The sequence below is a fragment of the Herbaspirillum sp. BH-1 genome, from assembly GCF_002870055.1.
Lineage (GTDB): Bacteria > Pseudomonadota > Gammaproteobacteria > Burkholderiales > Burkholderiaceae_D > Herbaspirillum > Herbaspirillum frisingense.
The window spans coordinates 96293-119318 of record NZ_PKOI01000016.1 but is presented as its reverse complement, the minus strand read 5'-3'; the positions used below and the strand labels follow the sequence as shown (position 1 = coordinate 119318).

Genomic DNA, 23026 nt, shown 5'->3' with positions numbered 1-23026 from the left:
GACCAAGTGCCGGCTACCCGCTGCGCTCGCGGTCTATGCGAAACGGCGACCGCTCATGCCGACGGCTGTAACAGATATTCAGCGCAGTGCAGCCCAAACTGCTTGCGCAGTTCCGGCGACACACCCAGTACGGCCCACGGTCGTTTGGCGGCATGACATGCGCCATACAACAGCATCAGGGACGCCAGGGCTGCGCTGTCGAGATGGCCCAGACCGGTGCAATCCACCACCAGCGGGCTTGATGAGCGGGCCGCCTCCGGCAGCAGTGCACGCAAGCGTCCGATGTTGGCTTGCCCCACGGCGCCGGACAGGCGCAGTATGCAATCGCCCTCCCGTTCTTCCACTGCCATGTGTGCCGCTTCGAACTGGGTGGCCACCGGCGTCTGCCGCCGAGCTGCCATTGCCAGAGGAATGACGCGATCGACCAGCAGCGTGAGCAGGCCGACGCCATCATCCCAATAACGACGCCACAACTTGGGTTCTTCCTTGATGCGCCAGAGCCACTCCAGGCCCGTCTTCTGCGCCCAGACCGGCGCCCGCGAGACGGTACCGGCGACGAAGTTGACGACCGCACCAAGGTGACTGACCAAGGGCACGCGTAACCGGGGCAGATTGTATTGGATCCATGCCTGGCCTTTCTTGGCTCCGAGCGCCACGACCAGGAAGTCGGCACCACTGGCATTGATGCGCTCGATACTGACGGGGTCGCTCATTTCTTCAATGGAGCCGAAGCCGGGGCTGTCGAAGCCGACGGCCGTCATTGACGAGGCACTGGCGTTGAGCTTCTCGCTGGCGGCCTGGGCCACGCCTGGAGGGCCGCCGAAGAAGTACACCCGCAGCGCTTCGCCACCGGCCGGCAGCGCTGCCTGGCGCAGGCTCTGGAATAGCGAGGAGCCGGCGACCCGTTCATTGATCGGCAAGCCGGTAGCACGCGCGATCCAGATCAGCGGCATGCCGTCGGCGATGGAGAGATCGCTCTGGATGACCGAGAGGCGGAACTGCGGGTCTTCCAGGCAGGCAATTGCAAAGTTCAGGTTGGGAGTGGACAGGAAGCAGCGCTGTCGCTGTAGCACCGCAGTGCGCGTGATGCGTTCGGCATCGGCCAGGCTGACCCGGTCAAACGGCAGGCCCAGGATACAGAAGACATCACGGTTGAAATCGGGCAGATGCGCGATAGCCGCATGCGAGACCGTGTCCGGTGCGATCTGATAGACGTTATTCTGAGTCACGTTTTGACCTTACCCATGCCACCTGGCGGTTGAAGAGAAATTTGACATACAGAGGCAGCTTGCGCGCTACATAGCCGAACGCACCAAGCAATTCGCCCAGGCCGATGACCTTGCGACCATAGCCCGACCATGCCAGCAAGACCGAGACAGCGATCGACACCACCAGCAGGCTGGCCAGCAGCAAGGGCCATACCAGGCCCCATGCCAGCCAGATAATCGCATTCACACCCCATGCCAGCACCACCAGCATCACCAGCAATGCCAGTGGCGGCACGCTCAGATCCAGCGCCAATGCCGCCAGGGCAGCGTTGCGATGCGTCACAGCGCCACCCAGCAAGCGCGGCACGTAAGACTGGATCACGCTCAGGTGACCATGTTCCCAGCGCGTACGCTGGGTGCTGACTCCGCTGTCGCTGGAAGGGAAGAAACTGTAGACCATGGCTTCGGGACAGAACAGTGGCGGCTGGCCGGCTTCGGCCAGGTCCACGCCCAGTTTCATGTCTTCCACGATATGACCGGTGGCCAGATTGGCCTGGCTGATCTGCTGCCAGGTGAAGGCCATGCCAGTGCCCATCAGCTGGCAAGGCTGGCCCAGCTTCTGGAAACCGAGCGGACGCACCAGATTCTTGACCAGCCAGGCGAACTCGGCGATCTTGCGCATCGGGCCCCCGCCTTCTGGTGCATGCATCAGGTAGAGCGCCTGCACAGGACGATTCGATTGCACGCAGGAGCGCGCAATCGTCTCCAGCGCCTGCGCGCCCAGATAGCAATCGGCATCGACGATGATGACCACGTCCGGCGCATCCTCAGCCAATTGGCGAATACCGTGGTCGAGTGCATAACCCTTGCCGCGCAATTCATCGTGAAAGCGTTCAGTGACTTCTGCGCCGGCCTCGCGGGCAATGTGAGCGGTATGGTCAGAACAATTGTCCGCGACCACCAGGACCCGGTCGGCGGCAAGCAACTGACGGCGGATACCGGCTACCACTTCGCCAATCCCACCAGCTTCATTGTGGGCTGGCACCAGCACAGCGATACGCGGTCGCGTCGCACTCAATGCCGCAGAGCGCGGGGCAGCCCAGCGGGCACAGAGGACCTGTACCAGCAATACCAGTACCGGTACAGCCAGGAGTACCAGGCCCGCCAATAGCATCATTTGCAATAGCACGATGATCATCAATATTTCCATTTCCAAGTAAAACCGGAGGCGCGCCGGAAAACATAAGCTCGCATTTCAATTGCCTCGCAGCAAGTTGCAAGGCTGGTCGTTGGGCAAATTGGTTCGCCACAGCGCCCAGTTGCCGGAATTCAATTACCATTGGGCAGCACCGACTGCTCTGCCGCACAGTAACGCAACTCTGCCGACTCCATTATGCGACACGCAATCACAAAATTGCTGCATCGCGACAATTATTATCTGGCTCAGCGCTCAAAAATTTTCCTTCACCTTTTTCGTGGAAATTTTGAAGCAAAAAGCTTGAGCACTTGCGCTTTTTGACAATACTCCGCGGGAATGCTCGCTATACTTTTCAGCTCTTCCATAAAACTACTTACATTTCCAGTTGAGTAGAACTTAATCTTCCGACCCAGATCATCGCTATTCCACCCTCACAGGAGCTGCCCATGCAACGGCCACAAAAAACGCTACGGCGTCTTCAACTTACCCTGGCGATGACCGCCCTGCTTTCGACCTCACCCACCTGGGCGCAGGAATGGGGCAGCTACCTCAAGCCATTCGCTGCAGACTCGCTATGGAACAGCCGCCCGGTCAATCCGGTATTCGATAATTTCGTGATACCGACCGACACGTATTTCCCGGCGGTGACCAACAACACCTATTCCACCGGCATCTTTCTGGCCTCACCCGATGACCCACCGGTGACCGTCAAGGGGCTCACCGGCAGCAAGGGGCTGTTCAATACCGACGACGAGAATTACCACGACGTCACCATCCCACACTGGCCCGCTGCGGCCCGCGCCGCGCCGGGCACCGACGGCCATGCCGACATCGTCGACCCGACCACAGGCATCGTCCACTCGCTGTTCAAGCTCAAGCAGGAAGGCACCCAGTGGACCGCTGCCATGTATGCCTGGACCAAGATCGACGGCCGCGGCTGGCCGGAACCCGGCCATTACTACCAGGGCGCGCGCGCCACGGGTGTGCCGGCTGCGGCAGGTATCATCCGTACCCACGAAGCAGCGCAGAAGCCTGAGTACTACAAGCACGCCCTGGCCATGTCCCTGAGCTATTCGGGGCTGAGCCCCAATCCAGCTTATGTCTTCCCGGCGACCTCGGCCGATACCTATGCCGCCACACGCAACAAAGGCAGTATTCCTGAGGGCAGCCTGGTCATGCTGCCACCGGATTTCGACACCAGCCGTATCAGCAATGCCGAAGTGCGCCGCATCGCCGAGACGCTCAAGCGCTATGGCGCCTATATCGTCGATGCCAACATCGGTACGCCCTTCGTCATCTACGCCGAAATCGGCTCCGACGCCAACCCTTCTCCCAGTGGCTGGAACAACACCGTCGCCAACGAATTGCAGTCCGTGCGAGCTGGCCTGCGCCGCGTGATCAGCGCAGAAAGCTGGGTCGATGGCAACGGCAACAAATTCACGCCTAACCAGAACCTCAACCTGCTTTCCATGCGCGGCAACTGGACTCAGCAGTCGGGAAGCGTCCTGGGCAAGTTCAGTTCCTGGGACCAGGCAGTCGTCTTCCCGGCAACCAGTTCGGTCTCGGAGGTGGTCAACTACAGCAACCGCGGCATGAATGCCGTCACCTGGGCCAAACCGGTCATGGGCGCCAGCTACACGCTCACCGCCCGTACCACCAACGGCGGCAAACTGCGCATGAGCATCTATGACCAGTTGGCGGGCAAAGTCGTTTTCGACAGCGGCTATCTGGCCAACGGCGAAAGCAAGACCTTTACCTGGAATGCAAACTCGCCTCGCCTCGCGCTCTACGCGCAAAGCGGTGTGGGCAACAGCACTGCCGTAGGCGGTCAGCTTCTCAAAGCCAACTGACGAACGCCATGTTCACTCAGCCGCCGTCGTACCGACGGCGGCTTTTCTATTTGGACGACGTTGGCGGCAACAAGCCGTCATGTTGCATCGACTGCAGCAAGTACTTCGATGCAGCCAGGCTGATGTGCTGATCATCGTTGTAGAGATAAGCGCCATCGATCTTGGCCTGGCACTTACCCTGTTTGCAGAACAGGGACACCGGATCGAATACCGTTGCCTTCGGATGCAGCTGGCGTAATTCGGCTACCGCCGCGTCATAAGATTTGCGTATCTGCTCATGCTCGGCCTGTGTGAACGCACATTCGCGCGTGGGCTCGGTACCGAACCGATTGACGCAAGAGTGCGGGTCCAGCTTCAGGTAAGGCACATCAGCGACGAAGACCACACGCTTGCCCTGTGCGATAAAGCTTTCGATCAAGGCTCCGTAGCCTGCCATGAATGCCTCGCGCTGCGAGATAGTATGCCCATTGACCTTGTACTGGGACGGCGAGTCCAGATTGCCGCGTGGATAGGCGCCACTGATAACCACCGTCTGGATGGACGGCAATCTGGCGCCGACCATGATGCCCTGCTTCGCAATTTCAGTGCAGTTATTGGACCAGCGCCGCACGTTGGCAGCTTCGTAGGGCAAATTGGGATAGACGCGGCAGGCGTGCCCTGCGACCATGATGGAAGGAAGCGCCAACTGCCGGTCGAAGACCGCCGAGTGCAATGCCATCACATGGCTGTCACCGACGAAAAGTACCTCCGGCTGTGCAGAGTTGGACAGACACACCTCTTCGCTGACTTCGCTCAGTTGATTCAGGCGTGCGCAGCTACCATCGGAGTTGCGCGAACCTTCGAATACATCAGCACGTGCCAGATAGTCGAGCTTTTCATTGATCGCCCGCTGAGGGAAACCACCATTGACGTAGATCGCCGCACCTGCGGCGCCGACGATCACATTGACAGCCAGCAAGACCAGTACCACTTTGGTCCCGCGGGCATGGCGCAACGGTCGTTCGATGAAGAGGAAGGTAATCCAGGCCAGTGCTACTGCAGCGACCATCGCGATCAGCCGCCACTCCTGTGGGGCGGTCTCCCCCGCGATAATCGCGGCGAAGGCCAGCAAGGGCCAATGCCAGAGATACAGCGGGTAGCTGATGAGTCCGATCCAGACCATCGGTTTGCTGGCCAACACCTTGCGATTGAACCAGGCGCCCGGACCGGCAGAGAGCAGCAGGAAGGTCCCCACGCACGGCAGTAGCGCCCACCATCCGGGGAAACTGCGCGACGCGTTGAGCAGCACGAACCCCACCGCGAGGAAGATCACGCCCAGCCAGGACTGCACATCCTTGTAGCGGGCATTGAGATCAGCCCTGTGCAGGTTGATATATGCCAAGGCCCCACCCACCATCAATTCCCAGAAGCGGGCGAAGGGCGAATAGAAGGCGGCTGTCTGGTCATGTCCGATCAGATACAGATTGACCACAAAGGATACCAGTGCGATCACGCCGATGATGCGCAGGAAGCCCCATTTGCGTTTCCACACGAAAGCCAGCAGGAGCGGCCAGAATAGATAGAACTGCTCCTCGATGGCCAGGCTCCAGAGATGGAGCAAGGGCTTGGTTTCGGCGGAGTTGTCGAAATAACCGCTCTCGCGCCAGAAAAGGATATTGGAAATGAAGGTAGAGCCACCCAGCAGGTGTTTGCCAAGCTGACGGTATTCATCGGCAAAAAGAATGATGCCACCGACCACCGCGCACAGAACCATCACCGTCATCAATGCCGGGAAAATGCGTTTGACACGGCGGATGTAGAAATCGACGATGCTGAAGCGATCATGCTCCAGATTATTGAAGATGATCAGCGAAATGAGGAAACCGGAAATGACGAAGAAGATATCCACGCCAATGAAGCCCCCCTTGAACCACTCCGGAAAGGCATGGAAGATCACTACCGAACCGACGGCGATAGCACGCAGGCCATCGATATCGGCGCGGTATTTGGGGTGCAGCTGGGGCAAGGCGGAACCCGATGTGATGGGAGGCGCAGACAAATCCGCCGCGTCTTTCTCAATAACAGGATTTTCGTTGTGTGTGACCATGTGATGGGCTTTCTCGACCAGTGCCGGACTAACGAAGCCGCGCTCGGAGCACGCGCAATGGAGCATCGACAAAGCGATCTACCGCGATGGCAAACAGGCAGGAAATAATCAGTGCAACGAGGACGTTGACTACAGCGTGACGAGAGATCCAGTCAACGTTGTTGAGCATGACGTAGTGGGCCAGATAGATCGAATAGGAATAGATGCCGATACGGCGTATCCACCCGATATTGAGCCAGCGAAACGGCCAGATTCCAGGATTGTTGACCGAATAATAGAACAGAGGAAGCAGTGCAATACCCTGCAGGGAATAGCGAATGGTCTCGCGAAAAGCATCATTACGCACGACCAGCGAAGCCAACAGCAAAACCAGCCCCGACAGCACGGCAACATGACGAACCACTGGCCTCTGCAATGTCTGCTGCCAGCGCTCGGATATTTGCACGGTGGCCAGAATGCAGCCGTACAGCATGGAATCGATACGGGTATCGCTGGCGTAATATGTCCGCTCGACCGACACGCCCACACCCAGGACCAGATAGCAGCGCCACGCAAGGAACAACAAGCACGCCACTGCCAGGTAGACCGGGATATGTCTTCGCTGGGCCCGATGCAGCATCAGCAGCAGCAAGGCGGGGAAGAAGAAATAGAAATGCTCTTCCACCGCCAGCGACCAGAACACGCCCGTCCCCAATGGAACCGTATGAGCAGCGTCGAAGAACAAGCCGTAGTAATTGGCAAAATAAAAAAGCTGTGCAAAAAAACCTTGCCAGGTCGCATACCCCTTGAACCACCCCAAGTAGGTCAACAGGTAGGTCACCACCAGTACCAGCAGCAAGGGGGGCGTCAAACGGAGCAAGCGGCGCAGATAGAAATGCTTGATGTTGATCGCACCGCTGGCGGCATATTCCCGCAGGAGCAAGGTCGTGATCAGATAGCCACTCAGGAAGAAGAATATGGTCACACCCAGACCGCCCGGCACGATCTTCCCCAGGCCAGCATGACTGGCTGCGACAATGATGATGGCAACAGCACGCCACCCGTCCAGCGAAGCGATGTCCTGATGCTTGGTATGCACCATGCTCATGCCGCTGCTCCCTGGGAAGCGACTGCTTGCCCGGAATGGCCGGAGAACAAAGCCGCAAGTTTGGCCGCCTCCGTATCAATGGAGTGACGGGCCACTGCACGCACGTGCGCCGCCTCCCCCATCCGTTCCAGTTGTTCAGGCGAAGCTTGCAGGCAGGCCTGCATGGAATTCACCAGGCGCTCCACGTCACCTGCCGGGAACAGCCAGCCGTTCTCTCCATCGATCACCAATTCGGGGATGCCTGCGATGAACGTCGTCAACACGGGCCGGCGCAACGCCATGGCTTCCATCACGACCACCGGCAATCCCTCTGCAAAGCTGGGCAGAACCATGGCACGGGCGGCAAGCAATTCGTCGCGCACCTGGCGACTGCTGATCCATCCCGTAATACGGATTTTTTCCTGCAGTCCGTGATGACGGATACGCTCCTCGATCTGCGGGCGCATCTCACCGTCGCCGGCCAGCACCAGCTCGAAGGACAGGCCTTTGCGATGGAGCGCTGCTGCAGCCTCGACCAGCAGCAACTGCCCCTTCTGTTCACATAGGCGTCCGACACACACCAGGCGCGCCGCAGCCTGAGCCTGTGCCGACGCATCCGAATAGAAACCGCGATCCAGTCCGCAATGGACGATCGCCACCTTGGACCACACGCTCTGCTCCACCCAGCGATACAGCTGGCTCTGGCAGAACGAGGTGATGGCCACTGTAAAGGCTGAACGCCGGATCTTCTCGTCCAGGCCCAAGGCCAGTGGCTTGTCGAATTCTTCAGGGCCGTGCACGGTGAAACTGTAGGTCGGGCCACCCAGGCAATGCGCCAGCATCACGATCTCAGTGGAATTGGTGCCGAAATGGGCGTGGATGTGAGTAGCGCCGAAATCCCGGGTCCATTCAACCACCTGGGCTGCTTCCAGCAGGTACACCAGGTGATAGATCAGCCCACGCTCACCGCGACGCGCCATCTTGAAAGCCAGTCCCAGTGCGGCCAGCGCGCCCTTGGGGTTGCTCAGCACCTGGCGCAGCATCGGCGCCAGCAAGGCAAACACGCCACGCTTGAGGATATAGCGCGTGCGGTCACGTTCAGCGCGATCGTCTTCATCCACCACTTCGGCGTCCCAGCCACGCAGCGCAATGCGGTCGATGGCAAAGCCCTGCAGTTCCACCGCAGCGATTTCACGGCGGATGAAGCTGTGGCTGACCTTGGGATACTGGTTGATGAAATAGGCGATTTTTTTTGTCATGACAGATTCGATGGCGAGTGCATGCCCCGGCGGCGAGGCCGGAGTACGAATATCGATGGTTCGGAATGGAGCGACCGAACCTGGTTTCAGGAAGATACGGCGGGAACCGGTTGCAGCGCGGTGCGTTTCTTCTTCATGGCGTCCTGTTTGCCGGCCTCGCTGTTGGCATAGACCGACCAGCCCATGCCCATCACCAACCAGAAATACCAGTTGAAGGCCAGGTAGGAAAGCATGTTGTCCGACGCCGAAACGACCAGGTATTCAATCAGCGTACAGATCAGGATCACGGCGCCGAGCTTGTCCACCGAGTAATAGCGAATGAGCACCCGCATGACCTGATAGAAGATGGCGAGATAGGCCACCATACCTACCAATCCCGTATCGAAGAACCACTGCACGAACACGCTGTGCGCACCCCACTTTACGCCGCCGGCCAGGGGGAAGAACATACCCGAATAGAAGGGGAAGGCTTCGACCCCATAACCAAAGATGTAGTGCGAAGGCGTCATCCAGTTCAATCCCGACTGCCAGAGATAAGTTCGCCAGGCGAAGGAATTCAGCTTCGCGTAGGTCGTGACGGTATTACCCGAATCCAGTTGCAGGATACGCTCCTGCACACTGGGAACCATCAGCGCCAAGGTGCCCAGCACAAGCATATACACCAGATAGCGCCGCTCGAACTTCACGCCGTACAGGAAGAAGATCAGGAAACACGCCACCCAGGCGCTACGGGTCTGCGTCAACAACAACAGCAGGAAGAGCACGCCCAGATAGCCCGCCAGTACGAAGCGCTTGAACTGGTCGAGCTTGAATTCGGCACTCTTGATCACATACAGGCCCAGCGCGATGACCAGGGTCAGATAGAAAGCGAAGATATTGGGGTGACCGAAGGTACCTTGCAGGCGAAATCCGCTCAGTCCACCGCGTGCATTGAGCGCGGTGCTGACCAGGCCGTAGACCGCCGGAATCAGTGAAGACGCGAGGATCAACAAGACCATCGATCTGAATTCCTCAGGCGTACGCACCAGGTAGAACGCGCAGACGAACACGGCAAAATAGGAGCACAGGCCCAGAACGATCTTGAGTGCCGCCCCCTTGTCGGGCGAGACGGCCATACCCGCAAAGGCGACGACCATCAATATCATCCAGTAGAGCCATGCCTTGCGCGGCAGCAGCTTGGGCCTCTCGATAAAGAACAGGAAAGCCATCAGGATGATCAAGCCGTTGATAGCCCCGCCCAGACCCAGCGACAGACTGCCGCCGGAACCGACACGCGTGGATTCGAGCACGATGTCCCCGGAAGCACGCAGCAGAAGCACGATCAACAAGAGCAGGCGCTTGTTGAAGAGGAACAGCCCCCCGAAGATCAGCAGTGCCGGCAATGCAGCGAGGCGTGCATAGCTACCTTCCAGAAGGCCGGCTACCACAGGCAGGACCAGACCCGCCATGGCTGCAATGACGCAGGCGGCGAGCAGGAACTTCAGCTCAGAGGGTGGGAGGTTGATTCTTCTCATCATTTCTTCCTTGGCGAATGGCTGCCATACCGGCCATCCGATCAATCATCATGTCTGCCCAGGCAGTACGCATCTGCCTCGGTTTCACCGGGCCCATCCGCCCACTTGCAATTGGGGCTGGAGCCGCCGGCGAACCAGGAGAAACTCCCAATCGGCCTGACTGCCAGCCAAATTCAGACCGGCACCAAGAGGCCAGGTTGGCCAACGCGCACAGCGGCATCCAGGTCTTGCAGGAACTTCTGCTGCAAGGCAAAGGCGTCTGCCTCGTCATCCTTTTCCGCCATCAAACTGGAGGCCCGCACAAGAATGCCGTCCGAGACCCGACCTGCCATGCCATCCTTGAAAATCTTCCATCGCGCAGCCAGGCCCCCATTGGGGAAACCATCACCGATGCGCACCCAATAGCTGACCGCCTCGACACGATTCTTCTGAGTGGCCACGAAACGCGAAGCGGCAATCGGATGATCCTGTCCGCGCATCGGCATCTCAACCCGTTGCTCATCCCTGAGCTTGAATCCCTGGGCGACGTAGCAGACCTCGGGCAGGTGGATCTTGACGTCCTGGGTCTGCTCGTTGGCATAGGCCAGAGCCAGCATCACCATCTGACCGTGGCTGTTGACGTAGGTGCGGCTGAGCACATCGTCGTAAGGTTGATCCGAATTGCGACCGGTCCCGTCATCCAGTCCGACGTCGACCTGCAAGAAAGGCGACGGCATTTCCCGCCAGTCGCCGAATTGGGTCGGCACGACGGCGGACAGCTTGGCGGCCTTCACGGTCTGCATCTCATGGGGTACCAGCAGGCCTGCGACTGCTACCGACACTGCCATGACGATGGCCACCGGTACGGCCAGACGAATGTTCATGACGAACTTGTCGCGGACAGCTTGGCTGGTGTCCACCCTCTCGCGTTGCACTGGCATCGGCGCGGCCCGACCCTTCCAGTTTGCATGACGCGCAGCGATCCAGCGTAGCAGTCCATCTAATGCAATGATCAGTCCCAGAGCCACCAGGAACAGCAGCATGCCGGCAAAGCCATGCAGGAAACCCTGCCCTGCGGCATCGCCCAGATAGTAGGTAATCAGTGCCAGCACCATGACGCGCACGGTATTGGCGGTGAAAGAAATCGGCACAATCAGAACCGCCAGCAACACGTTTCGCAACAGTGACTGATGGCGCACCAGATTCATGTACAACAGTCCCAGCGCCTCCAGGGTAAACAGCGAATTGAGGCCGGCGCAGGCATCGGCAACCAGCAACTGGTATGGGCCGATGTAGAGAATCACACCACTACGCGCGATGGGGTAGCCGAGCAGGCGCAACACCTGCTCCGACACATAGGACACCCCAATCTTCAACGGCTGCGTCAGGAGATCGACCACCGAGGCTGGCAGCGGCACCATGAAGAGCATGAAGAAAAACGCGAACCACAGCCGACGACAGGTACGCACGCCAAATTGCAGCAGCACGATTCCCATGAGGATAGGAATCAGGGAGCCGGCTTCCAGAAACAGTACCGTCTGCGACCGCCCGAGTACAAAACTGAGTATCCCGATCAACAGAAACGCCACGCCCGGGATTGGCGCAGGACGGCGTTCGATCAATCCTTCCTGCAACAGTTGGCGGACCCGCACCACCAGGTAGCAGCAGGCGACAGCGAGAACGATCGGACCGTGTGCGTTACGCTCGGTCCCCCACACTCCATGGAACAGATCGATGAAACTTGGAATGTACATCGCCGCCAGACCTGCCGCGATCACCAGCCATGGCAGGCCGGAAAATCGTGGTTCGGGCATCGGGCGGACGGTCTCTGCAGTCATCTGGACTTTCTCCGGCGGATAGACAGCCGTCAGAATTCGTTGACGACACTGCCGACCACGGCCACATGCGCACTGGTCAGGTTATCCGTCAACGTACGCACTGCAGAAATATGGGTCACATTGGTGCGCACCACCACCAGACTGGCACCGGTGCGGGCCGAGATCATGTTGCCGTCGGCGTATTGGGCGCCAGAGGGCGTGTCCACCAGGATGATGTCGAACTCCTGCGCCAGGTCGGTGAGCATCTGCGTGAAGTTCGGACGTCCCAGCAGTTCCTGCGGATTGGGTGGCGTAGGACCCGCCGGCAGCACCGACAGATCCAGCAGATCCGGCACGCGTTGAAGCGCATCGGCTGCGGAACAACGACCGGCGATCACGCCCGACAGACCATTGCGATTGTCCAGTCCGAACAATTCGTGCTGGCAAGGATGACGCATGTCGGCGTCGATCAGCAAGGTGCGTTCGCCCAGCTGCGAGAACACCACCGCCAGGTTGGAGGCAATGAAACTGCGCCCTTCCCCGCTCTCCGGGCTCACGATCGACAGGGACTTGTGCTTGCCGTCGACGTCGAACCAACGCACCATCAACTGGCTGCGCAGCGCCCGCAGGGCTTCGACCTGCTTGCTGAACGGGTTGTAGGCGGCAACGACTTTCTCACTGACCTTGCTCTCGCCCTTGAGCAGATAGGGGTAGTCGAACTGGCGCGACAGCGCCTGATCGATATCGGACTGGGTCAGCAGTCCCAACTGGATCGCCGCGTCCCCAAAGCGCAAGCCGCGCTCGCGCTGCAGGCGCAGGATACGTTCCGCGTTCTCGGGGGAGAGCTTGCCGCTATCGACCAGGATCGCACCGATGGAGCGGTTCGGCAGGGATGCGCCTTCATTGAAGGTCAACGTTGCAGTAGTCATGTTATTCCCGGGGATTCATATTTTTTATCGATGAACGAGAGCAGTCCGCACTCACACTGGTTTGGAGCGGCCAAAGCCGAACCGGCCGCGACGTGTCGCAGCGACGGGGCGGGTAATGGCACCCAGCACCGGCAGACCCAGTTCTTCAACCAGATCATGTTCCGAACGCACACGACGATTGGTCAGTTCCAGACCCAGGGCTGCCATCACGCCCAGGATGGTACCGACGAAGATCGACAGCACCAGGTTGACAAAAATACGGGGGCTGGAGGGATTGGCAGGCGGCACTGCTGCCGACAGCAGGGAAATGTCCGACTGGTTGGACTGCCCCTCCAGATTCGTCTGTGCGAAGCGCTGGGTGGTCAACTCGTAGGCGCGCTGGGCACTTTCCAGTTCGCGGGTAAGCACCGACAGTTCGTCACGGGTGCGATTCATCTCCAGGACCTTGCGCTTCTGGGCCTCGAACTCGGCGCGGATTTCTGCCTCGCGCTTGGCCAGGATGGTCGCATTGCTGCCCACCGAAGCCGAGATCGAGGAAGTGGCAGCAGCCAGCTGGGCACGCAGACCGTCGCGCTCGGCCTTGGCCGACTGGTAGTCCGGATGATTGGTGCCCAGTCGCTTGGCGGCTTGCTCGAAGCGTGCTTCCGAGCTGGCAAGATTCGCCCGCAGGTTCTGGATCAAGGCGTTGGAGTTGACGTCCGGCGATTCACCGGCGGCGCCACCGCTGGCCTGACGGCGACGGGACTGGGCTTCCGCCAGGGCCCCCTGAGCCATGACCAGCTGGGTCGACAAATCGTTGAGGCGATTGTTTTCGACGTCGGTACGGTTGTCCAGGTTGGTGATGCCGTGCTCTTCCTGGTACTTGGACAGCTTGGTTTGAGCCTGCTCATACGCGTCGCGCAGAACCTTGACCTGGTCGTTGAAATAGACCGAGGCCTTGCGGGTCGGGTCCAGCTTCAGCTGCATGCTCACATTCTGGTAGGCAGCGGCGAAGGCATTGGAAACGAGCGCGGCAAACTGCGGATCTTCTGCCCTGTAGGTGATATCGATCACGCTGCTCTCCTTGGAGGCAACGGCATCAAGCTTTTTCAGCAGCAGCGCAGCCAGCCAGTTACGGATGTCCAGTTCGCCGTGATCATCGGCCTCATAGGCATCCTTGACGGCCTGCTGCTGCGTCAGCTTGAGGCTGTCGACCACCGCCAGCGCCACCGAGGGGCTGTTGATGATGGCCACCTGCGTCGGCATGAAACCGGGTAGCGCCTGAGGCGAGACCACCAGACCGGTGACCGGGTCCGAAGCCTTGTAGTTGAGCACCACGGACGATGTCGCCTTGTATTGCTTGGGCAAGACCAGACTGACCACCAGCGTCACGACCACCGTGACGGCAAGAATGAGCAGGATCACCTTGCGACGGGCCTGAAGGATCAGAAGAAATTGGGATAGGTTCATAGGATCACGCCTCCTGGTTGGCGTATTCAGTCACTAAAAGAAAAAACGCACATCTGTCGTTGCCGGGATTGCGGGTTTAAAACCAGCTTTCCTTCACATAGACGATATCGTCGGCCTGCAGCAGATCATCCTTTTTCACAGGGACTTCCTGCAGATTGCCATCCGGATCACGGCGCTTGACCATCAGGCCCCGCTCCGTACCACGCTGGGTCAGGCCACCGCCCACCGACAAGGCCTGCAACACAGTGGTGTTGCGCTCCAGCTTATAGACACCGGGACGCTGGACTTCGCCGTAGATGTAGAAGCGCAGCGAACGCTCGACATAGACCACGTCATTGGCGCCGACTTCCGGCAGAGATGTGGTATCGCCGCTGTGAGTGATGTTGTAGATATCGACCAGTTGCTTGGTCACCCCACCCTTGCCATCCGGGCGCACGATGGTCACGGCATCGCCACCGTCGGGGGTGACGCCACCAGCCAAGGCAATCACGTCAGCCACGTTGCGTCGGCCATCCAGCGGGTAACGACCCGGCTTGGTCACCTGGCCCAGCACCGAGATCATCTGGCTTTGCGGCACGGTAACCAGAATGTTGACCTGCGGATTGTTCAGGTAACCACCGTTCTTGAGCAGACTGGCGATCTTGGTCTCCGCCTGCGCCGTGGACAGGCCACCAACCTTGACTTCGCCCACCAGCGGATAGCTGATCACACCGGCTTCACTGATCCGGGTTTCCAGACTCAGGTCGTCGCTGCCATACACCTTGACGCGAATGACGTCACCCGCACCCAGCAGGATGTCATCGGCCTTGGCAAACAGACTGGTGCTGGCGAGCAACAGGCCGACCAGCAGAAATACCATTTTTCTCATCATTGTCATTACTCCGCAGTACATCAGGTTCTTGATTCAGGCGTCGGACGCCCGGATGTTGATCAATACTTCCTTACTTGAAACTGGCCACGCCGCGCGATATTGCATCGTTCTTGACACTCTCGGCAGTCTTCCCGGCATCGTCCTTTTCAGCAGGGCTCGCGACACTCAAATCCTTGAACGATTTCGCCTGCTCGGAATACTCGATCTTGGCCTCGCTCTTGAGACGATCCAGCAATTGTTCAGAGGCCTGATTCTGCTTCTGCGTCACCAGATATTGCACAATCTGAGGTGTCGCCACGGCCAACGATACGGGCGCATTCTTGACGTCCTGCAACGAGGTCAGGATCGAGGTCTGACCTTCGATCACGATGAACAGTGTTCCTCGCTCCATGTTCTTCAGGGTGGCATTCATCTGCGGCGGGAGGTCTGCCGAGGTCTTGATGACGTTTTGGCGGACGTACTGGACACGATGCGCATCCAGCCAGGCCACGACGTCCTCAAGCCTCTTGCCACGCTGATCCATCAACTCACGCAGCTCGGGTGTGACACTGGAGCCAGCGACGATCAACTGTGCGAACTCAAATTGGCGACGCTGCGCAAACCAGTCCGGGTTCTTGCGATACAGGTCGTCGATGTCCTGATCCAGGGGCCGGGCAGGCGCCTTCACCTTGGTGGCTGCATAGCTTTGGGCGAGCACCAGATTGCGCGCGCGCTCCATGTCGGCCAGCACGGCCGGATCGGTATCGAGCTTGTCCTTCTTGGCGGCATTGATCAATAGCTGGCGCGCGACCAGGCCATCAAGCAACTGTTTGGTGACCTGCTGACCACCGGTCTTGGCCAATTCATTGTTGACCTGGTGGATCGTGATTTCCTGACCATCGACGATGGCCACTACCTGACTGGAGGACGCCGCAGCCGGCTTTTTCTCGCCGCAGGCAGCAAGGCCCATCAAGAGCATGGTCGAGACGAGCATCCTGGTCGCCATTTTGTTATGTTTTATCACCGCTTCGTTCCCGATTTTCATTTCACCAAGCTCTCGATTTTTTCATTCTGTTTATTCGCTACCACTTGTTGCGCAGGCGCCGGTACACCTCATACTGAGCGCACTCGCCGGTTAAGAAGCATCGCCCATCAATAGGCGTTGTCGCGCTTCACTACCATGCGTACGGTCTGGAAGATGATCCACAGATCAAATACCAGCGACCAGCGACGCAGATACTCCAGATCGAACTCGATACGGGCTTTCATCTTGTCCAGTGTTTCGGTCTCGCCGCGCAGGCCATTGACCTGGGCCCAGCCGGTGATGCCCGGCTTGACCTTGTGGCGCAGCATGTAGCCCTTGATCTGCTTGCGATACAGCTCGTTGTGGGCCACCGCATGTGGACGCGGTCCGACAATGCTCATACGACCCTGCAGGACGTTGAAGAACTGGGGCAATTCATCAAGGGAGCTGGAGCGCAGGAAACCACCAATCTTGGTCAGTCGCATATCCCCTTTGGTGGCTTGCGTGACCTTGCCGCCGTCTTCCATCACCGTCATGGAGCGGAATTTGTAGACCACGATTTCTTCGCCATCCAGGCCGTAACGGCGCTGCTTGAAGATGACCGGCCCCGGCGAGGTGAGCTTGACGCAGATGGCAATGACCATCATCACTGGCAACAACATGAGCAGAATGGCGGAGGCCAGAATCACGTCGCTCACGCGCTTGACCAGATTGTTGGTTCCGGTAAAGGGTGTTTCGCAGATCGCCATCACCGCCATCCCGCCCACATAGTCGAAGCGGGCCTGGATCAGGTTGAAGATGTAGATGTCCGGGATGAAATAGATCGATGCGGTTGTGTCCTGCAATTCGTCGATCATCTGCAGCACGCGCGGCTGGGCGGAGATCGGCATGCTGATGTAGACCATGTTGATGTTGTGCTGGCGGACATAGGCAGCAACATCAGACATCTTGCCATGCAGGGGGGTATAGGTACCGGCCGGCTGGCGATTCAACTCGCGGTCATCGAAGAAGCCCATGAGCTTGATCATCAGGGAGGGATACTTCTCCATGCGGTCTGCCAGCTTCAGCGCAGCCGGATTGACACCAATGATGATGGCCTTGCGTACCTCGCCCTTGGTATGCAGGTCGCGCAGGACGCGTGATTGCACATGCTGCGAAATGATCAGACCGATGGGCGTGCTGACCACCCAGAAGAAGATCGCACGCATCGAGAAGCTTTGGTAGAACTCGCAGATATAGGCCACCAGGACCAGCACCGCAGCCACTGCCATCCAGTCCAGCACCGGTGCCAGCACGGAGGGGCCTTTGGGATTGCGGCGCAAGCGACGCTGATGTAATTCGGTGAAGAAATAAGACGAGAGGAAAAAGGCCATGATGGCCAGCACCCAGTAATCGCCAGTAAAGGTGTGACCATGCAGGCGGACCAGAACCCACAGATAGGCCACGATCAGCGCAGGCTCGACAAAGCGCTTGAATACCATGGTGATGGTATTAGGCTTGACGTTGACCAACGGCAGGCCATCATGCAGGTCACTCATTTTGGGGGCCTCAGAATTCATAGCGCGAAGTCAGGGAAATGCCGTTGGAGAGGTAGCTGAAGGTATTGATGTTCGACTGCAGGTTTTCTCGATAGATGGACAACATCAACGACAAGGACGTGGTCGGCGAATAAGTCAGACTCAGGCTCGCCTTCTCATAGTTGTCCCGCCGATTCGTGGGTGTCACACCAGTCACGATTGAGGCACCGTTGTAATTACGCTTTTCATAATCGATCAAGCCATCCACGCGCAATTTGGCCGTGGGCAAATAGGTCGTCGCCACGCTGACGCCATTGGTCAGCGCGAAATTCGCATCCACATCGTTCACGCCACCGATCTCACGCCAGAGATTGGCCTTGAAACTGGTCTTGCCAGTGGCCGCCCAGTCTGCAATCAGGCGAGCGTTGAATCCACGATAACCGGCATCAGCGGCTGAATTTCGCTCACGCTGGGTGATACCACCCAGAAACTGAAGTTTGGTCTTGCCGCTGTAAAGCCAGACAATCTTGGCCTTGTAGTCTTCCTGGCTGAACGAGTTATTGATCGTCCCGGTACTGACCACGGAGTCATACGGATAATTGCCCGTGGTCTTACGTACCTGCACCCCTGCTATGCTGCCGCTGGCGGGGTTGTAATCCAGTCCGACTTCAGCCAGGTTCTGGGTAAAACTGTTTGCCTTCTGGGTACTCAGGTCATATGCCAAGCCAAACCGCGATGCCTGGACCCGCAACGTCCAATCGGGATGCAATTGCCATGCCAAGTTCGCATATTTCGTACTCATCGTGCGGATATTCAGATCCAGCACCCGGTAGTTCTGGAAAGGTGTCAACGAACGCGAATACACGTAACCGACGTTGCCCGAGAAACGCTCTCCAAGGGCCCAACCCCAGTCTGCTTTCAGATCACGCGCGTCGTTGTCGAACTGCCTGAAATAATCAAACGTGTTCTTGGTCGCACTCGCATCCAGATAGATGTGTTGGCGACTGAGATTCTTGTCGATACGGATCCCGGCCAGCCGGCTCTGCACGTTGTCCGACAATTTGGACGAACCGAGCGCTGCCTGGGCCGCCTCGGGACTATTCAAGCGCAACAGGTTATCGTCATGCAAATAGGTGTACTGCACATACGGAACGACCACCTGACCGGGGTCTGCCGCGTAGGCCAAAGGGCAGGTCACGGACACCAGCAGCGCACATACTTGCACCCGGGTCTTGCGCTTGCTGCTATTGCGAAACTGCCGTGGCATCACGAATCAGCGCCCTTTCTTTTTTTAGTTTTACTTTTAAAACAATGACAATTTTTTGCATCCGAATTGCTGCATCGCAACACGAAAAAATTTAGAGTCAATCATGCATCATTTTTGATATTTAGGCAAAAATTTGTGCTGAAGATTGCCCTCCAGAAAACAATGCGGTAAGGATACGCACCCCTAGAATCGGGACAATCAGACAATGACGGATGCCTTTGTAGGACAAACGGGATATTTCAGTTTTAATAACTATCGCAAGAAAAACCATAAACTATTTATATCGCGACGCAACAAAAACTGAACGTTTATCTCCTATCAAGCGTCCCAGCGCTTTCGCAGCACCCTTCTAGCGGATAAGATCCTCACCGCACTGCCTTGCAAACCTCCTTGTCTTCCATGAATCTCTCCTGGCATACCATTACCTTCTTCGGCGACAGCGCCATTACCATCCCGGCTGCCTGCATCCTTGCGCTCTGGCTGGGCCTGAACAGGCTGTGGCGTCCGATGCTGGCGTGGCTGGTCTGTTTTGGCACGGCAATGTTCATCGTCGTCGTCAGCAAGCTGTTGTTCATGGGGTGGGACATCGCCCCTCCCATGCTCAATTTCACTGGCTTCAGCGGCCATACCGCTTCTTCCAGTGCACTCTATCTGTCCATTGCGCTGGTGCTGACACAAGGTTGCAGCCGCCCTCGCCGCTCGCTGGTGCTCGCATTGACGGCACTGGCGGTGACTGCGATCGGCGTCTCACGCCTGATGATCAAGGTGCACTCCGAATCCGAGGTGTTGCTGGGCCTGCTGCTTGGCGCCGGCGCGGCCTGGGCGTTCAGCCTGTCGCTGCATCGCGCTCCCCCTCCCTGGCGCCATCTCTTGCTGCCACTGGGCCTGGCGGCTGCGCTGCTGATGACCGGCTTCGACAAACCGGCACCCACACAGAGCTTCCTGCAGGAACTGGCCAAGAATCTGTCGGGGCGGCCGGAGGTCTATTTCCGTCACGAACCGTTGTAAGTCGGCACTGCCGCGCCCTGCCCTTCACCATGAAAAATGCCGTTCAGCAATCCGCTGAACGGCATGTCTTGCGCATCACGTCTATCTGCTAGGTGACTGCGGCCTCAGGCAGCCAGTGCCGCCGGCATCGGGACATTCCTGCGACGCAGCGCTGCCACGCCAATGACGATGGCCAGGCCGGACAGCATCATCAGATATTGCTCAGGCTCCGGGACCGGAGCCACGGCTGCCAGGTTGCCAGTGAAGGACTGCAGGTGCAGTTCGCCATTCTGGGTCAGGCTGTTGACGAAGACACCACCCTCGATGTTCTGGTTATTGGTCAGGCTGGCATGCGTGGCCAGGATGGAGCCGCCAAACTGGTTGTTGATGGTGAGGCTGCTGGCGTTATAGAAATTCCAGACGATGGACTTGCCCAGCGACTGTGCTTGCCCGCCCAGGAAGTTGGCACCGATCACTGCCGAACTCACGCTCGAATTGATGATGATGGTGCTGGCGCCATTGGCGGCGAAAGAGAATTCGCCGGCCGAGAACACCGAGGCGCTGGTCGTGTTATCCAGGTTGAAGACGGCCACACCCTTGGCATTGGCAACGGCATTGAAGGTCGCCTTGTTGCCGCTGAGCGAAACCGTGCTGTTGGCGACTGCGCTCTTGAGGGTGTTGGACAGCGCGCCGAGCGTGCTCCCGAAATTGGTGGAGCCCGCTGCATCGAAGTTGGTCTGCATCAGCGAGGACGGCGCGGACAGATGGCCGCCATTGAAATTGCTGCCGGTGCTGCCGCCGACCACATAGGCCGGGCCGTTCAGATTGCTATTGGAGACGGAGCCGCCGATGTAGCTGGAGCCGGTGTTGACCGTGGAATTGACCAGCGAGCCGCCGATAGTCGAGCCCAGGCCGTTGACGTGTACGTTGGTCGCGGTACCCATGACCGTCAGGCCCGCATAGTTGGAGGCCGGAGTGTCGCCGGCATGCTGCACGTAATCGCCACCGGTGAGCGAGCCGCCGATCCAGGCACGACCATCGACGTGGGAATTGGACGTGGCACTACCGAGCACGACCAGGTTGAATTGCTGAAGCGCTTCGGCGCCAGTCAGCGACGTCGTGGCCGCCTGGGCGGCTTCGGACAGACCGAGCGACAGCAACGGCGCGATGGCAAACGTGGCCAGGACCGACTTGGAACGGACAAGCATGAAACCCCCGATTCAATGAAGTGACGCCCGGTCAGATCTCCCAACTGGCGCAGGCAAGAATTGATCGCGGCCAACACCGCGTAAATTCACACAAATAGTTGTAAATTTTTTATCAATTCTAAGGGCTTAGTTGTCACTTGATCAAGTAGGGAAGTGAAGTATTGCGTCGTTGTGAAAAATTTGCCACATTGACAATAATCAAGTTTCCCGCCGCCTGGAAGCGGCGTGGTCAGCGCAAGGTTCTGGACATGTAGCGAGCGCCAACTCCATAGCTGGAGATTGCGTCGGCCCCTTGCAGATGGGCCCGATCATCGCTCTCGAATCCAGCATTGCGCCAGTAGTCTCCGGAATCATGGACAGCCACCAGCGTGGCGCGCTGCAGACCAGCGGCGCGCCCAAGCTGGCAGATTTCCGCCACCAACGCGCGCCCCAGCCCCGAACCCCGGGCTTGCGGCAACAAGGCGACGTCATGCAGATGCAGGCAGTCCGCCTGCTCTTCGAGCTCCAGCAGCAAGCGATTCAAGGCGGGAGGTTGACCATGGCGGGTAGGATGCATGAAGGCATAACCGATGACTTCCTCGGTACCGGCTGGCGTCATGTGGGCGGCGATGCGGCAGCCTTGCGGGAACAAGGCCAGTCGTTCGGCAAAGACTTCAAGGGCTTCGTAGTAATCGGCGTGAACCAGCGCTGCGATCTCCATCACATGCGACAAGTCGTCCGCCTTCATCGCACGCCATTGGTAATGGGTCATGAGTAATCTTCCTTGCCATCGGCATCCTCGCGATGGCGGGCCTGAAAGGAAACGCGCCGCACGGTGGTCGATAAAGACCAGCGTGCGGCGCGTTGGATTGCAATGTCAGTCGAAACCGGGATAAGGCTATTGTCGAAGGCAGGACGCCCCGATACGAATAGCGCTGCCCATCAGTCCATCAGCCCATCAGGCTGCCGCACCCGGCTTGAGCGTCTCCAGAACCGCCTGCAGCTCGGCACGCAGGCTGTCGATGGCGGCCTCGTCCAGACTGATGGCGGGCGGTTGTGGCTCTTCCACTTGCTCGACCTCGTGGGTGCCATCGAGCTTGTTGCGGGCGCCACTGATGGTGAAGCCCTGCTCGTAGAGCAGTTCACGGATACGACGGATCAGCAGCACTTCATGATGCTGGTAATAACGACGGTTGCCACGTCGCTTCACCGGCTTCAACTGGGTAAATTCCTGCTCCCAATAGCGCAACACGTGCGGCTTGACGCCACACAGCTCGCTGACCTCACCTATCGTGAAATAACGCTTGGCCGGGATGGGCGGCAGCACGATGGCCGCCGGCTTGTTGACACGATCGTTCATAGATTAGACGGACATTTCAACGGTGCTACCGCTGGAGAGTTCCACCATTTCCTTCAATTTCTGGCTGGCATGGAAGGTCACGACGCGGCGCGCCGTGATCGGGATTTCCTCGCCTGTCTTGGGATTGCGGCCAGGCCGTTGCGGCTTGTCGCGCAGCTGGAAATTACCGAAGCCGGAAAGCTTGACGGCCTCACCACGCTCAAGCGCGTTGCGGATCTCGTCGAAGAAGGTTTCCACCATGTCCTTGGCTTCGCGCTTGTTCAGACCGACCTGCTCGAACAAAAGTTCGGCCAGCTCGGCCTTGGTCAGCGTCGGCAGGTTCTTGTCGGCCTGCGAGCGTGCCTGCGATTCCATCACGGCACGATGCAGGTCGGCGTCCAGCACGGATTGAAATTCGTTCGAATTCACGTTGTTCATGGCGATGAATGACTGGGCCTCAACCGATTCCGGTCTGTAATTATTTTCGCTCTCGGACATCA

The 23026-nt window shown here is 58.6% G+C and carries 19 protein-coding genes; 2 read left to right on the top strand and 17 right to left on the bottom strand.

Annotation, left to right across the window (positions count from 1 at the left end; all coding sequences use genetic code 11):
- Nucleotides 1–53 precede the first annotated feature (53 nt).
- Together HBH1_RS19205 and HBH1_RS19200 are read right to left on the bottom strand one after the other, a co-directional pair.
- Nucleotides 54–1175, bottom strand: a complete 1122-nt coding sequence (locus HBH1_RS19205) for a WecB/TagA/CpsF family glycosyltransferase (protein WP_039876350.1) — start codon at nt 1173–1175, stop codon at nt 54–56.
- Between the two features lie 40 nt (nt 1176–1215).
- Complete coding sequence (locus tag HBH1_RS19200) at nt 1216–2406, bottom strand: glycosyltransferase family 2 protein (RefSeq protein ID WP_006712717.1); 1191 nt, start codon at nt 2404–2406, stop codon at nt 1216–1218.
- 446 nt (nt 2407–2852) lie between these two features.
- Between HBH1_RS19200 and HBH1_RS19195 the strand changes: the two genes are divergently transcribed.
- A complete protein-coding gene (locus HBH1_RS19195; protein ID WP_233207657.1) occupies nt 2853–4256 on the top strand; it encodes an Atrophin-1 multi-domain protein in 1404 nt (467 codons plus the stop codon).
- 46 nt (nt 4257–4302) lie between these two features.
- Here the strand turns inward: HBH1_RS19195 and HBH1_RS19190 are convergent, their stop codons facing one another.
- The 11 genes from HBH1_RS19190 to epsL form a co-directional block, all read right to left on the bottom strand.
- Nucleotides 4303–6342, bottom strand: coding sequence for an acyltransferase family protein (locus HBH1_RS19190; RefSeq protein ID WP_102664000.1), 2040 nt, complete (start codon nt 6340–6342; stop codon nt 4303–4305).
- 28 nt (nt 6343–6370) lie between these two features.
- The gene (locus HBH1_RS19185) at nt 6371–7429 is read right to left on the bottom strand and encodes an acyltransferase family protein (RefSeq protein ID WP_102663999.1); all 1059 of its coding nucleotides are present in this window, start codon (nt 7427–7429) and stop codon (nt 6371–6373) included.
- A complete protein-coding gene (locus HBH1_RS19180) occupies nt 7426–8667 on the bottom strand; it encodes a glycosyltransferase family 4 protein (RefSeq protein ID WP_102663998.1) in 1242 nt (413 codons plus the stop codon). Before HBH1_RS19180 ends, HBH1_RS19185 begins: the two co-directional genes overlap by 4 nt.
- An 86-nt stretch (nt 8668–8753) precedes the next feature.
- On the bottom strand, nt 8754–10226 hold the full coding sequence (locus HBH1_RS19175; RefSeq protein ID WP_233207656.1) for an O-antigen ligase family protein: 1473 nt from the start codon (nt 10224–10226) through the stop codon (nt 8754–8756).
- Nucleotides 10227–10354: 128 nt separating this feature from the next.
- The gene (gene xrtB / locus HBH1_RS19170) at nt 10355–11998 is read right to left on the bottom strand and encodes an exosortase B (RefSeq protein ID WP_102663996.1); all 1644 of its coding nucleotides are present in this window, start codon (nt 11996–11998) and stop codon (nt 10355–10357) included.
- Nucleotides 11999–12027: 29 nt separating this feature from the next.
- Nucleotides 12028–12906: a chain length determinant protein tyrosine kinase EpsG gene (gene epsG, locus HBH1_RS19165; RefSeq protein ID WP_039876320.1), complete on the bottom strand. Its 879-nt coding sequence runs from the start codon at nt 12904–12906 to the stop codon at nt 12028–12030.
- A 51-nt stretch (nt 12907–12957) separates the two neighbouring features.
- Nucleotides 12958–14355 carry a chain length determinant protein EpsF gene (epsF, locus tag HBH1_RS19160; RefSeq protein WP_102663995.1) on the bottom strand — a complete coding sequence of 466 codons (1398 nt, stop codon included), beginning with the start codon at nt 14353–14355 and terminating at the stop codon, nt 12958–12960.
- Nucleotides 14356–14431: 76 nt separating this feature from the next.
- Nucleotides 14432–15223 (bottom strand): polysaccharide export protein EpsE, encoded by a 792-nt coding sequence (gene epsE, locus HBH1_RS19155; RefSeq protein ID WP_166757967.1) that lies wholly within the window; start codon nt 15221–15223, stop codon nt 14432–14434.
- Nucleotides 15224–15296: 73 nt separating this feature from the next.
- Nucleotides 15297–16199, bottom strand: coding sequence for an EpsD family peptidyl-prolyl cis-trans isomerase (locus HBH1_RS19150; protein WP_006712707.1), 903 nt, complete (start codon nt 16197–16199; stop codon nt 15297–15299).
- Nucleotides 16200–16357: 158 nt separating this feature from the next.
- On the bottom strand, nt 16358–17767 hold the full coding sequence (locus HBH1_RS19145) for an undecaprenyl-phosphate glucose phosphotransferase (protein WP_102663994.1): 1410 nt from the start codon (nt 17765–17767) through the stop codon (nt 16358–16360).
- A gap of 10 nt (nt 17768–17777) precedes the next feature.
- Entirely contained in the window at nt 17778–19013 is a 1236-nt protein-coding gene (epsL, locus tag HBH1_RS19140) for an XrtB/PEP-CTERM-associated polysaccharide biosynthesis outer membrane protein EpsL (RefSeq protein ID WP_102663993.1), read from the bottom strand.
- 399 nt (nt 19014–19412) lie between these two features.
- Here epsL and HBH1_RS19135 point away from each other — a divergent pair, with 399 nt between their 5' ends.
- Complete coding sequence (locus HBH1_RS19135; RefSeq protein ID WP_102663992.1) at nt 19413–20021, top strand: phosphatase PAP2 family protein; 609 nt, start codon at nt 19413–19415, stop codon at nt 20019–20021.
- A 104-nt stretch (nt 20022–20125) separates the two neighbouring features.
- Here HBH1_RS19135 and HBH1_RS19130 read toward each other — a convergent pair whose 3' ends face one another.
- The 4 genes from HBH1_RS19130 to HBH1_RS19115 all read right to left on the bottom strand — a co-directional run bounded on the left by HBH1_RS19130 (nt 20126) and on the right by HBH1_RS19115 (nt 22964).
- Complete coding sequence (locus tag HBH1_RS19130; RefSeq protein WP_199181626.1) at nt 20126–21208, bottom strand: choice-of-anchor A family protein; 1083 nt, start codon at nt 21206–21208, stop codon at nt 20126–20128.
- 229 nt (nt 21209–21437) lie between these two features.
- Nucleotides 21438–21959 (bottom strand): GNAT family N-acetyltransferase, encoded by a 522-nt coding sequence (locus HBH1_RS19125; protein WP_102663991.1) that lies wholly within the window; start codon nt 21957–21959, stop codon nt 21438–21440.
- 186 nt (nt 21960–22145) lie between these two features.
- On the bottom strand, nt 22146–22547 hold the full coding sequence (locus tag HBH1_RS19120; protein WP_102663990.1) for a MerR family transcriptional regulator: 402 nt from the start codon (nt 22545–22547) through the stop codon (nt 22146–22148).
- A 3-nt stretch (nt 22548–22550) separates the two neighbouring features.
- Complete coding sequence (locus HBH1_RS19115) at nt 22551–22964, bottom strand: integration host factor subunit alpha (protein WP_077237224.1); 414 nt, start codon at nt 22962–22964, stop codon at nt 22551–22553.
- Nucleotides 22965–23026: the final 62 nt, after the last annotated feature.